Raw genomic sequence first — 11,893 nt, forward strand, 5'->3', positions numbered from 1 at the left:
GGCGGGGTCAGGTGTTCAGGAGGGGGGCGACCTCGGTTCCGAACGCGGCCATTTGGTCCGTGAGTTCGGTGCGGCTGCGGTTGCGGAAGCGGACCTGGATCTGGTGGACGCCCATCGTCTTGAACTCGCGCAGTGACTCCGCGAGCGCCTCCGCCTTGCCCGTGAGCGTCCACTTGCCGGTGTCCCAGTCGGGCTCGCCGATGTACATCGGCTCGGCGATGGTGCCGATGACGATCGGCTCCTCCACCCCGGCCGCTTCCCTCAGTTGCCTCAACTTGGCTATCTGAGCGGGCAGTTTCGTCCGTGGATCGCCCTGCGGCAGCCAGCCGTCCCCCTTGGTCGCGGCCCTGCGCACCGCCGCCGGGGATGATCCGCCGACCCAGATCGGCACCCGCTCCTGCGCCGGGCGCGGGCGCTGCCCCAGTCCGCTGAACCGGTAGCGCTCACCGTGGTGTTCGGGGAACTCCTCCTGGCCGAGTGCGGCCTTCAGTGCGTCGACGGTCTCGTCCAGTACGCGGCCGCGCCCGGCGAAGTCCACGCCGACCGCGTCGAATTCCTCCTCCACATGACCCGCGCCGACTCCGAGGACCAGGCGGCCGCCGGAGAGGTGGTCGAGGGTCGCGTACGCCTTGGCCGTGACGAGCGGATGGCGCAGGCCGACGACGCCGACATGGGTGAGCAGCTGCACGCGCTCGGTCACGCCGGCCAGGAAGGAGAGGGTCGCGACCGGGTCGTACCAGGTGGTGCCCATCGCGTCGGCGAGACGGCGCGGGATGGCGACGTGGTCACAGTTGGCGATGTAGGCGAACCCGGAGCGGTCGGCGGTGCGGGCGATCTCGACGAGATCCTCGACGCGCGCGTCCGGCTCCCAGGCCTCGGCGAAGATGGTGCTCTGCGACTGGATGGGCAGCTGCATCCCGTACACCAGCCGCCCCTGCTCGTACGTCATGCCGGGCTCCCCTTATCTGACGAACCGTCACGTCCAGGTACGGGGACATCGTGGTACCTGACGGTGCATCAGACAAGGGCCGTGGCAGGAGCCGTGCGCGCCGCCCCTGCCCGGCCCGCACGGCTTACGCCGGCAACGCGCTCACCTCAGCGACGCGCTCACCCCAGCAACGCGTACACCGTGCTCGCCCGCGCCGCCGGCTCCGTCGCGCCGTACGCCGTCATCGTGATGTCGGCGAAGGCCATCCTGCGGCCGAGCTTGGTGATCCGGGCCGCCACGCGCACGTCGGCGTCCAGGACAGCCCGTTGGAAGCTGGTCGACTGCTGCACCGTGGTCATCGGTACGAACCCGTCTCGCGCCGCCGCCACGGCGATCACGGTCGCGGTGTCGGCCGCGGCCATCAGGGCCTGCCCGGACAGCCCGCCCCCTTCGCGCGCGAGCCGCGCGGACCACGGCAGCCGCAGGACCGCGTGCAGCTCGCCGGTCTCGACGACGGTGAGGCCCAGATCGAGCACCCAGGGGGCGAAGTTGGCGGCGAGGATCTTCTCGGCCTCGGCGGGGGTGAGAGTCATGCGCAGGTTCTCCCCAGCACCCGCCGGGGAGAACCTCCGCGTCGACTTACGCCTTGGGCGCCGACGGCCCCCAGAGGCCGTCCTCCGTCAGGCCGAGGAGTTTGATCGCGTTGCCGCGCACCAAGGCGTCGACCACGTCAGGGGCCAGGTGTCCCATCTGGTCCTCGCCGACCTCCTTGGACTTGGGCCAGGTCGAGTCCGAGTGCGGATAGTCCGTCTCGTACAGGACGTTGTCGACACCGATCGCGTCGAGGTTCTTCAGGCCGAACGCGTCGTCGAAGAAGCAGCCGAAGACATGCTCGGCGAAGAGCTCCGACGGCGGCCGGTGCACCTTGTCCGCGACTCCGCCCCAGGCCCGGTTCTCCTCCCAGACCACGTCGGCGCGTTCCAGGATGTACGGGATCCAGCCGATCTGGCCCTCCGCGTACATGATCTTGAGGTTGGGGAAGCGCTCGAACTTGCCGCTCATCAGCCAGTCGACCATCGAGAAGCAGCAGTTGGCGAAGGTGATGGTGGAGCCGACGGCCGGCGGGGCGTCGGCCGAGGTCGACGGCATCTTCGAGGAGGAGCCGATGTGCATGGCGATGACCGTGCCGGTCTCGTCGCAGGCCTGGAGGAACGGGTCCCATTCGTCCGTGTGGATCGAGGGCAGACCGAGGTGCGGGGGTATCTCGGAGAAGGCGACCGCACGGACCCCGCGCGCGGCGTTGCGGCGGACCTCTTCGGCCGCAAGTCGCGCGTCCCACAAGGGGATCAGGGTCAGCGGGATGAGCCGGCCCTTGGCGTCGGGACCGCACCAGTCCTCGACCATCCAGTCGTTGTACGCGCGTACGCCGAGCAGGCCGAGTTCGCGGTCCTTGGCCTCGGTGAAGGTCTGGCCGCAAAAGCGCGGGAAGGTCGGGAAGCAGACGGCGGACTGGACGTGGTTGATGTCCATGTCCGCGAGGCGCTCGGGCACGGAGAACGAGCCGGGCCGCATCTGCTCGTACGTGATGACCTCGAGCTTGATCTCGTCGCGGGAGTAGCCGACGGCCGTGTCGAGGCGGGTGAGGGGGCGGTGCAGGTCCTCGTAGACCCACCAGTCGCCGATCGGCCCGTCGTCTCCGGGTGCGCCCATCACCGGTGCGAACTTGCCGCCGAGGAAGGTCATTTCCTTCAGGGGCGCTCGTACGATCCGGGGGCCGATGTCCTGGTACTTGGACGGGAGCCGGTCCCGCCAGACGTTGGGGGGCTCAACCGTGTGGTCGTCCACCGAGATGATCTTCGGGAAGGTCTCCATGGTCCCCACGGTAGCTGCTATCTGACGGATCGTCAGCTGTCTGGGCGGGGCCGCTTGCACGGACCGGGTGCCGCACCCCGCCGAGCCGGGGTTCGCCGACTTCACGAGGTGTGGGCCCCGCAACAGGTGGCGCGCGCAGCTGACGGCACGGCCGTACAGAGGGCAAACTGGGCCAGGTGATTCCCGTACACCCGACGGGAGTTACCCAAACAGGGGCAAAACGGGGGCCAGGGGGAACACCGATGGACGGTATACCGCGCGTGCCGCCCCAGCGGCGCCCGGAACCTGCGCCGGCAGCGACGCCACCTCCGACGCAGGCCCCGGGCACCGTGGCGCCGCTGCAGTTCAGCCTGCTCGGACCGGTGCGGGCCTGGCGCGGCGGCGATCCGCTGCCGACCGGGTCCCCGCAGCAGCGGGCGCTGCTCGCCGCGCTGCTGCTCCGGCACGGACGGACGGCCACGGCGGCCGAGCTGATCGACGGCATCTGGGGTGAGGAGCCGCCGTCGCAGGCCCTGGCCGCGCTGCGTACGTATGCCTCCAGGCTGCGCAAGATCCTCGACCCGGCCTCCCTTGTCAGCGAGGCCGGCGGCTATGCGATCCGGTGCTCCGCCGACGCGCTCGACCTCGCCGTGGCCGAGGAGCTGTGGACGGAGGCCGAGAAGGCGCGCGCGGTGGGTGATCTCTGCCAGGCGCGGGCGCTCATCAACAAGCTGCTCGGTCTGTGGGACGGCGAACCGCTCGCCCATGTCCCAGGACCGTACGCGGACACGCAGCGCACCCGGATCGTGGAGTGGCGGCTGCAGATCCTCGAGACCCGTCTCGACATGGATCTGGAGCAGGGCTGCCACGCGGAGGCCGTCTCCGAACTGACCGCGCTCACGGCCGCGCACCCGCTGCGGGAGCGGCTGCGCGAGCTCCTGATGCTCGCGCTGTACCGCAGCGGGCGCCAGGCGGAGGCCCTCGCGGTGTACGACGACACGCGCCGTCTCCTCGCCGAGGAGCTGGGCGTCGATCCGCGTCAGGACCTGGCGGACCTGCACCAGCGGATCCTGCGGGCGGACCCGCTGCTCGCGGAGCCGGCGGCCCCCTTGTCCCAGCCCGCCGCCGCCCCGATCCAGCCCGCCCAACTTCCCGCCACCGTGGCCGACTTCACCGGGCGCGGCGCGTTCGTGTCCGAGCTCAGCGATGTGCTCGCCTCCGCCGAGGGCCAGGTGATGGCGGTCTCCGCCGTCGCCGGGATCGGCGGCGTCGGCAAGACCACCCTCGCCGTCCATGTCGCGCATGCCGCGCGTGTGCACTTCCCGGACGGGCAGCTGTACGTCGACCTGCAGGGCTCCGGCCCCCGCGTCGCCGAGCCGCAGGCGGTGCTCGGTGCGTTCCTGCGGGCGCTCGGCACCGCGGACGCGGCGATTCCCGAGACGCTTCAGGAGCGTTCGGCGCTGTTCCGCTCGGTGCTCGACGGCCGGCGCGTCCTCCTCCTGCTCGACAACGCGCGTGACGCCGCGCAGGTCAGGCCGCTGCTGCCGGGCACCGCGGGTTGCGCGGCCCTGGTCACCTCACGGCACCGCATGGTGGACCTGGCGGGTGCGCATCTCGTCGACCTGGATGTGATGTCGCCCGAGGAGGCCCTTCAGCTCTTCACGCGGATCGTCGGCGAGGAGCGGGTGGCATCGGAACGCGAGGCGGCGCTCGATGTGGTGGCCGCCTGCGGTTTCCTGCCGCTCGCCATCCGTATCGCCGCGTCCCGCCTTGCCGCCCGCCGGACCTGGACGGTCTCGGTCCTCGCGGCGAAGCTCGCCGACGAGCGCCGGCGCCTGGACGAACTCCAGGCGGGCGACCTCGCGGTCAAGGCCACCTTCGAGCTCGGCTACGGCCAGTTGGAGCCGTCCCAGGCCCGTGCCTTCCGCCTCCTCGGTCTCGCGGACGGCCCCGACATCTCCCTCGCGGCGGCCGCCGCGGTCCTCGACCTGGCCGAGGAGAAGGCCGAGGACCTCCTCGAATCCCTCGTCGACGCCTCGCTCCTCGAATCCGCGGCGCCGGGCCGCTACCGCTACCACGACCTCGTACGCCTCTACGCGCGTTCCTGCGCGGAGCGCGACGAGCAGCCGCCCAGTGAGCGGGGGGCCGCGCTGTCGCGGTTGCTCGACTTCTATCTGGCGACGGCGGCGCAGGTGTACGCGATCGAGCGGCCGGGCGACCGGCTCGTCGACCATCTTTCACCGACCGCACGCGAGGGCCTGCACTTCACCACCCGCTCCCAGGCCGTCGACTGGCTGTTCGCCGAGGCCGGCTGCCTGCTCGCCTGCGTCCAGCAGTCCGCGGACGGTGCGATGCTGCGGCGGTCCGCGGATCTGCTGATGGCCGCCGTGGACCTCGCCGAGTCCCGGGTCGACGCCCGCCGCTACGAGGCGACCGCGCGCACCGTCGTCGAAGCCGCGCACATCGCGGGTGACGCGCTCGCCGAGGGCCGGGCGCGGACCTTCCTCGCCCATGTGCTCAGCCTCGCAGGCGAGTTCCACCGCTCCGACGACGAGGCGCGGCTCGCGTACGAGCTGGGGCGGACCGCCGCCGATCCGGTGCCGCTGGGCCGCGTGCCCAACCAGCGGGGGATCATCGCGCTCTACGAGCACCGTTACGAGGAGGCGCAGGCCCATCTGCGCGAGGCCATCGAGGCCTTCCGCGCGGACGCCAACCGGCCGGGCGAGGCGAGCGCGGTGTGCAATCTGTCCCGGGTCCAGCTCGAACTCGACCAGATCGACAGCGCGGTGGAGCTGGCCCTCGAAGGCGTACGGATCTACGCCGAACTGGACTCGGTCCTGCGGATCGCCAACGCGCAGTACGCCCTCGGTGTGGCCCTGACCCGTGCCGGCCGGTCCACCGAGGCGCTGACCCAGCTCTCCAACGCCTTGGCGACCTTCCGTGAGAGCCGGCAGTCGCTGTGGCTCGGCATGGCGCACTACCGGATGGCGGAGGCGCACCTGGCGGCGGGCCGGCACGCCCAGGCCTCGGCCCATGCCGAACAGGCCCTGGCGCTCCAGGACATCGGCGGCGACTGGCGGCGGGCGAATGTGCTGACCGTGCTCGGGCGTGCGCTGTCCGCCGTGGGCATGAGCGTGCGCGCGGCGGCCTGCTGGCGTGAAGCGCTGGATCTTTACGCGGAGTTGGGTTCGCCCGAGGCCGACGAGGTCCGAGGGCTGCTGAGTCCCGCGGCGGCGGCGTAGCCCGGGGGCGTCGGTTCGCCGGGCGCTCGCCCGCCCCTGGCTCCTTCGCCCTCACTCGTTCGCGGGCCGGTGCGGCTCCCGTCCGGCGGCCGTAGCGGAAGGGGCCGTGGCGGAAGGGGCCGTGGCGGAAGAGCCGTAGCGGAAGGACCCATCCCGTCTCGTATCGCCTCGTGACAGGTGTGTGGCCGGTCCCGGACAGGACGTTCATCGTTCGTTTATCGCGGCGCGAGATGCTCATGAGGTCGATCCGCCGCGTCGGGGGGCAGACGGATCAACCGCGGGGCCGCGCACTAATGTGAGCGGCCCACACCGCCCGTCCGGCGATCCTCGGGGGAGTTGCCGGGCGGGCGGCGTCATCGATTCGCGCTGCACTACACAGGGGAGCCACGCATGAGCGACGAGAAGAAGACCGAGCCCGTCATAGTCAAGCCCGAGGACGAGCACGCGACCGGCGAGCCGGTCAAGCCGCTGGACGAGCACGCGACCGGCGAGCCCATCAAGCCGCTCGACGAGCACGCCACGGGCGAGGGCGTCTGAGACCGCACTCCACGACGGGGGATCGGCCGCGGCAGTGCGGAGGGGGAGCCCACTGCCGCGGCCGCCGCATGGGTACGGGAGGCGTGCGCCTACGGGGGCTGCCGGGCGCGCAACAACTCCGTTGCCCCGACTGGTCCCACAGGCGAGGATGCCCGGATGACCTCACGTATCCGGCACATCACCATCGACAGCCACAACCCCTACGCCCAGGCCCGGTTCTGGGCCGAAGTGCTCGGCGGGAAGCTGAGCGACGAGGACAATCCCGGTGACCCCGAGGCGATCGTCGAGCACGAGGGCGACACGATCCTGTTCGTGACCGTGCCCGAGGGCAAGACGCTCAAGAACCGCGTCCACCTCGACGTACAGCCGCAGGACCGTACCCGCGACGAAGAGGTCGAGCGGCTGCTCGCCCTCGGCGCGACCCTCGCGAACGATATGCGCCGCCCGAACGGCAGGGGCTGGCAGACGCTCTTCGACCCCGAGGGCAACGAGTTCTGCGTCGAGGCGAGCCAAGCCGAGATCGACGCGTCCCAGACGCCGAGCCAGGCGCAGAACTAGCCGCCGAGCCAGGCCCAGAACCAGACGCCGAGCTGACGCCGAGCCGAGCCCCTAGCCCCGCCGCCCCCGCAGCTCCGTCTTCAGTACCTTCCCGCTCGCGTTCCGCGGCAGTTCGCTCACGAACTCGACCTGTCGCGGCACCTTGTAGTTGGCCATCTCGCGCCGGGACCAGGCGATCAGATCGTCCGAGGTGAGGGTCGAGCCCGCGCGCCGTACCGCGTACGCCTTGCCGACCTCGCCGAGGCGCGCGTCCGGCACGCCGATCACCGCGACGTCCGCGATGTCCGGGTGCAGCCCGAGGAGTTGCTCGATCTCGGCCGGATACGCGTTGAAGCCGCCGACGATGAACATGTCCTTGATGCGGTCGGTGATCCGGAGGTTGCCCTCCTCGTCGAGCACGCCGACGTCCCCGGTGCGCAGCCAGCCGTCCGGCGTGATGGTCTTCTTCGTCTCCTGGGGGTCCTCGAAGTACCCCTGCATCACGTTGTGCCCGCGCACCATCACCTCACCTGACTTCCCCGTCGCGAGCGTCTCGCCGCCCGGGGAGACGACACGGACCTCCGTGCCGGGTATCGCCCGCCCCGAGGTCTGAGCGATCACCTGGGCCGCGTCCCCGCGCCGGCACATCGTGACGACCCCGCTGGCCTCCGAAAGGCCGTATGCCGTCAGGACGGTGGCGATCCCGAGCTCGGAGCGCAGCCGCTCGACCAACTGCAGCGGGACCACCGCCGCGCCCGTGACGACGAGCCGCAGCGCCGACAGGTCGTGCTTGGCGCGCGCGGGGTGGTCGAGGAGGGACTGGTGGAGGGTGGGCGGTCCGGGCAGGACCGAGATGCGTTCGCTGGCGATGTTGGCGAGCACCGTGTCCACGCTGAAGACCGGCTGCGGCACCATCGTCGCGCCGCGCATCAGACAGGCCAGGATGCCCGCCTTGTAGCCGAAGGTGTGGAAGAAGGGGTTGACGATCAGATAGCGGTCGCCTTCGCGCAGGCCGGCGAGTTCGCTCCAGATGTCGTAGCAGCGCAGGGACTGCGCGTGGGTGATGACGGCGCCCTTGGGGCGGCCCGTCGTGCCCGAGGTGAAGATGAGGTCCGAGGGTGAGGCCGGGTCGATGCCGGCTCCTCGCGCCTCGACCTCCGCGGCCGGTACGGCGTCCCCGCCCGCCAGGAAGTCCTTCCATGTACGGAAGTTCTCCGGGGCGTCGTCGGACAGGACCACCACCTGCTCCAGGTGCGGGAGCGCCGGCAGCGGTCCGGAGCCCTCGCCCTCGGCGGTCGCCCGCCGCAGCGAAGCCACGTACGAGGTGCCGAGGAACGTCCCCGTGATGAACAGCAGCTTGGCGCGGGAGCGGCCGAGGACATACGCGGCTTCGCTGCCCTTGAAGCGGGTGTTGAGCGGGACGAGCACCGCGCCCGCCGACACCGCGCCGAGCGAGGAGACGATCCAGTCGAGGGTGTTGGGAGCCCACACCGCCACCCGGTCCCCGGGTTCGACCCCGCTCGCGATACACGCCGCCGCCGCGCGTTCGACGCGCTTGCCGAGTTCCGCGTACGTGATCCGGGTGCGGCCCTCGACCACCGCCTCCTGCGCCGCGTAACGCCGGGCCGCCGCACGTACCAGGCCCGGAATGCTGCCCCACTCAAGGTCGCCGCGCATCACTCGCTCTTCCCCGCGCATCGCAAGCCCTCCCACCGCAGTAGCTGACTATCCGTCAGATTAGCTGTAGCCTCCTCCGCTGTCAGCAGGGATGCAGGCGCGTGATCTCGGAGGTGGCCATGGCCGCGGGCGCATTGAAGGACGCTACAGCGATAGTCGGGATAGGCCAGACCCCCTTCGCGAAACAACTACCGGAATCCGAGAAGGCGTTGGCCTGCCGCGCGATCCTCGCGGCGCTCGACGACGCGGGCATCTCCCCCGCCGAGGTCGACGGTTTCGCCTCGTACACGATGGAGGAGACCGACGAGGTCGAGATAGCCAAGGCGATCGGCGCGGGCGACGTCACCTTCTTCTCCAAGGTCGGTTACGGCGGCGGCGGTTCCTGCGCCACGCTCGCCCATCTCGCCTCGGCCGTCGCGACCGGGCAGGCCAGCGTCGGTGTCGCCTGGCGCTCACGCAAGCGCGGTTCGGGCCGCCGCCCGTGGACCAACACCCAGGTCCAACTCCCCACACCCGGCCAGTGGACCCGTCCGTACGGTCTGCTGCGGCCCGCCGACGAGATCGGCATGCTCACCCGGCGCCATATGCACGAGTACGGCACGACCCGCGACCACCTCTTCAACGTCGCGCTCGCCTGCCGCAACCGCGCCAACCAGAACCCGGCGGCGCAGATGTACGAGCGCCCGATGACCCGCGAGTCGTACATGACGGCCCGCATGATCAGCGATCCGCTCTGCCTCTTCGACAACTGCCTCGAGACGGACGGTGCGTTGGCGGCCGTCATCGTCTCCGCCGAGCGCGCCCGCGACTGCCGTCAGAAGCCCGTCTATCTGCACTCCGTCGCCCAGGGCCTGCCCGCGCAGCACCACGGCATGGTCAACTACTGGAACGACGACCCGCTGTCCGGCCCCGCCTGGACCGCCGCCCGACAGCTGTGGAAGCAGGCCGACTTCGGCCCCGAGGACATCGATGTGGCGCAGATCTACGACGCGTTCACGCCGCTCATCCCGCTCTCCCTGGAGGGCTACGGCTTCTGCGGACGCGGCGAGGGCGGGGCGTTCACCGAGGGCGGCGCCCTGGAGATCGGCGGCCGGCTGCCCATCAACACCAGCGGCGGCGGCCTCTCCGAGGCGTACGTGCACGGCTTCAACCTGATCACCGAGGGCGTCAAGCAGCTGCGCGGCACCTCCACCGCCCAGGTCCCCGACGCGGCCACCTGCCTGGTGACCGCGGGCGAGGGCGTCCCCACATCGGCCGTACTCCTGAGGAGCTGATCCCCGATGACCTCTTCCGACCTCCTGGCCCCGGTCGTCGACGACGACGGCGCGCCCTTCTGGGAGTACACGGCCCAGCACGAACTGCGCGTCCAGGCCTGCGCGAACCCCGAGTGCGGCGAGCTCCGCTTCCCGCCGCGCCCCTGCTGCCCGCACTGCCGGTCCTTCGACAGCGAGTGGCGGCGGATGAGCGGCAAGGGCCGGATCTGGTCGTACGTCTTCCCGCATCCGCCGCTCCTTCCGGCGTACGCGGAGATGGCCCCGTACAACGCGATCGTCGTCGAACTCGCCGACGCCCCGCGCATCCGCCTCGTCGGCAACCTCGTCACCGAGGCCGGCGCCCCGTGGAACTCCGTCGATCCGTCCCGGCTGAAGATCGGGGCGCGGGTGCAGGTGGTGTTCGCGCGGATCGGCGAGTTCACGATGCCGCAGTGGGTCCTGGAGCGCTGATGTCCCTACGTGTGGAGTGCGACAAGGAGACCGGGGTCGCGGTCCTGACCCTGGACCGGCCCGAGAAGCACAATGCGATCGATCTGGAGACGGCCGCCGAACTGACCGCCGCATGGCGGCAGTTCAGGTTCGACACGTCGGTACGGGCCGTCGTGGTCACCGGAGCGGGCGAGAAGGCCTTCTGCACCGGGATCGACCGGGGCGTCGACGTGCCGCAGCCGCCGTCCCCGTACACCATCGACGATCCCCTGGTCGCGATCGGGCCGAAGGCCTGCGACCTGTGGAAACCGGTGATCGCGGCGGTGAACGGGATGGCCTGCGGCGGGGCCTTCTACCTCCTCGGCGAGAGCGAGTTCATCGTCGCGGACGAGCGGGCGACGTTCTTCGATCCGCATACGACGTACGGGATGGTGAGCGCGTACGAGGCCATCTACATGGCGCAGCGGATGCCGTTCGGGGAGGTCGCGCGGATGTCCCTGATGGGGACGGCCGAGCGGGTCTCGGCGCGGCGCGCGTACGAGGTCGGTCTCGTCTCCGAACTCACCGAGCCGGGCGAGGTGTTGGCGGCCGCGGTGTCCTCGGCGGAGGTCATCGCCTCGTATCCGCCCGCGGCCGTCGAGGGCACGGTGCGTGCGGTGTGGGCGGCGTCGGCTCCGGCCCGGGCGCAGGCGGCGGCCCAGGCACCCCAGCTGATCGGCCTCGGCAACCTGCCGTCCGGCGAACAGGCCGGGCTCTTCGGCAAACGGCAGCCGGGGTTCCGGCTGCGCTGAGCTTTACGCCTGCGCCGTGCCGGTCAGTCCAGCAGGGTCACCTCGTAGACCTCGCAGCCCTGCACCTTCGGTGCCTGCGAGGAGTCGCTCATGGGGATCCGGACCTTGCGCGTCTCGCCCGCCTTCAGCGTCAGAGTCGTGTCGTTCGCGTCCTGACCCACGTCCATGACGTCCACGAACCCGACGCCCACCCGGTACCTGCCACCGCTCACCGCGTGCACCTCGACCTCGGAGGCCTTGTCGTAGCCGGGCTTGCGGAGCTTGCCGCCCTGCCGCTTCTTCTTCGCGGACCGGGAGTCGTCACCGAGGCACTTCACGACGACGGCATACGCCCCGTCACTGGCCACCGTGGGCTCGGGCTCCTCGGTCGGCTCCTCGGCGCCGCCGGAGGAGGTGTCCTCGTACCCGGAGTCGTCGTCGTAGTCGTCGTTGTCGTGGTCGCGGTATCCGCCCGTCGAGGAACCGCTCGACTTGCTGCTCGAGCATCCGCCACCGCCGGAACCGCTCCTCGACCCGCTCTTGCCGCTGCCACTCTTCCCACCGGATGTGGACGACGTCTGGAAGCCGGTCAGCGCGAGCACCACGGCGACCAGCACGACTGCGAACCTGACACGACGAAGCCGCACT

General features: G+C 70.9%; 10 protein-coding genes and 1 pseudogene. 6 read left to right on the forward strand and 5 right to left on the reverse strand.

Features of this window, described 5'->3' with window-relative positions; genetic code table 11:
* Positions 1 to 7: 7 nt before the first annotated feature.
* The 3 genes from G6045_RS18275 to G6045_RS18285 form a co-directional block, all read right to left on the reverse strand.
* Positions 8 to 949 (reverse strand): LLM class F420-dependent oxidoreductase, encoded by a 942-nt coding sequence (locus G6045_RS18275; protein ID WP_165333049.1) that lies wholly within the window; start codon positions 947 to 949, stop codon positions 8 to 10.
* 158 nt (positions 950 to 1,107) lie between these two features.
* Entirely contained in the window at positions 1,108 to 1,521 is a 414-nt protein-coding gene (locus G6045_RS18280) for a PaaI family thioesterase (protein ID WP_165333050.1), read from the reverse strand.
* Positions 1,522 to 1,567: 46 nt separating this feature from the next.
* Positions 1,568 to 2,800 (reverse strand): amidohydrolase family protein, encoded by a 1,233-nt coding sequence (locus G6045_RS18285; RefSeq protein WP_165333051.1) that lies wholly within the window; start codon positions 2,798 to 2,800, stop codon positions 1,568 to 1,570.
* A 242-nt stretch (positions 2,801 to 3,042) separates the two neighbouring features.
* Between G6045_RS18285 and G6045_RS18290 the strand changes: the two genes are divergently transcribed.
* From G6045_RS18290 to G6045_RS18300, 3 genes and pseudogenes are all read left to right on the forward strand, one after another.
* Complete coding sequence (locus G6045_RS18290) at positions 3,043 to 6,021, forward strand: AfsR/SARP family transcriptional regulator (RefSeq protein ID WP_165333052.1); 2,979 nt, start codon at positions 3,043 to 3,045, stop codon at positions 6,019 to 6,021.
* Positions 6,022 to 6,411: 390 nt separating this feature from the next.
* Positions 6,412 to 6,558 carry a hypothetical protein gene (locus G6045_RS18295; protein ID WP_165333053.1) on the forward strand — a complete coding sequence of 49 codons (147 nt, stop codon included), beginning with the start codon at positions 6,412 to 6,414 and terminating at the stop codon, positions 6,556 to 6,558.
* Between the two features lie 156 nt (positions 6,559 to 6,714).
* A pseudogene (locus G6045_RS18300) lies at positions 6,715 to 7,077 on the forward strand (VOC family protein); the annotation flags it as partial.
* Positions 7,078 to 7,167: 90 nt separating this feature from the next.
* On the opposite strand, the gene G6045_RS18305 reads toward G6045_RS18300, so the two are convergent.
* Positions 7,168 to 8,772, reverse strand: a complete 1,605-nt coding sequence (locus G6045_RS18305) for a FadD3 family acyl-CoA ligase (protein ID WP_165333055.1) — start codon at positions 8,770 to 8,772, stop codon at positions 7,168 to 7,170.
* A gap of 119 nt (positions 8,773 to 8,891) precedes the next feature.
* Here G6045_RS18305 and G6045_RS18310 point away from each other — a divergent pair, with 119 nt between their 5' ends.
* The 3 genes from G6045_RS18310 to G6045_RS18320 are packed head-to-tail and all read left to right on the forward strand — an operon-like array spanning position 8,892 to position 11,266.
* On the forward strand, positions 8,892 to 10,046 hold the full coding sequence (locus G6045_RS18310) for a lipid-transfer protein (protein ID WP_165333079.1): 1,155 nt from the start codon (positions 8,892 to 8,894) through the stop codon (positions 10,044 to 10,046).
* 6 nt (positions 10,047 to 10,052) lie between these two features.
* Positions 10,053 to 10,496, forward strand: a complete 444-nt coding sequence (locus G6045_RS18315) for a Zn-ribbon domain-containing OB-fold protein (RefSeq protein ID WP_165333056.1) — start codon at positions 10,053 to 10,055, stop codon at positions 10,494 to 10,496.
* A complete protein-coding gene (locus G6045_RS18320) occupies positions 10,496 to 11,266 on the forward strand; it encodes an enoyl-CoA hydratase/isomerase family protein (protein ID WP_165333057.1) in 771 nt (256 codons plus the stop codon). The genes G6045_RS18315 and G6045_RS18320 overlap by 1 nt, the downstream gene beginning before the upstream one ends.
* Before the next feature lie 23 nt (positions 11,267 to 11,289).
* Here the strand turns inward: G6045_RS18320 and G6045_RS40885 are convergent, their stop codons facing one another.
* The gene (locus G6045_RS40885) at positions 11,290 to 11,862 is read right to left on the reverse strand and encodes a hypothetical protein (RefSeq protein WP_328707821.1); all 573 of its coding nucleotides are present in this window, start codon (positions 11,860 to 11,862) and stop codon (positions 11,290 to 11,292) included.
* Between the last annotated feature and the right edge of the window lie 31 nt (positions 11,863 to 11,893).

This window comes from Streptomyces mesophilus, from assembly GCF_011044995.1.
GTDB lineage: Bacteria > Actinomycetota > Actinomycetes > Streptomycetales > Streptomycetaceae > Streptomyces > Streptomyces mesophilus.

What these genes read in the sequence shown, in the direction of transcription:
- G6045_RS18310 (WP_165333079.1), top strand. Translation starts at nt 8,892, where the DNA reads ATGGCCGCGGGCGCATTGAAGGACGCTACAGCGATAGTCGGGATAGGC.
- G6045_RS18305 (WP_165333055.1), bottom strand. Translation starts at nt 8,772, where the DNA reads ATGCGCGGCGACCTTGAGTGGGGCAGCATTCCGGGCCTGGTACGTGCG.
- G6045_RS18290 (WP_165333052.1), top strand. Translation starts at nt 3,043, where the DNA reads ATGGACGGTATACCGCGCGTGCCGCCCCAGCGGCGCCCGGAACCTGCG.
- G6045_RS18280 (WP_165333050.1), bottom strand. Translation starts at nt 1,521, where the DNA reads ATGACTCTCACCCCCGCCGAGGCCGAGAAGATCCTCGCCGCCAACTTC.
- G6045_RS18285 (WP_165333051.1), bottom strand. Translation starts at nt 2,800, where the DNA reads ATGGAGACCTTCCCGAAGATCATCTCGGTGGACGACCACACGGTTGAG.
- G6045_RS18320 (WP_165333057.1), top strand. Translation starts at nt 10,496, where the DNA reads ATGTCCCTACGTGTGGAGTGCGACAAGGAGACCGGGGTCGCGGTCCTG.
- G6045_RS18315 (WP_165333056.1), top strand. Translation starts at nt 10,053, where the DNA reads ATGACCTCTTCCGACCTCCTGGCCCCGGTCGTCGACGACGACGGCGCG.
- G6045_RS18275 (WP_165333049.1), bottom strand. Translation starts at nt 949, where the DNA reads ATGACGTACGAGCAGGGGCGGCTGGTGTACGGGATGCAGCTGCCCATC.
- G6045_RS18295 (WP_165333053.1), top strand. Translation starts at nt 6,412, where the DNA reads ATGAGCGACGAGAAGAAGACCGAGCCCGTCATAGTCAAGCCCGAGGAC.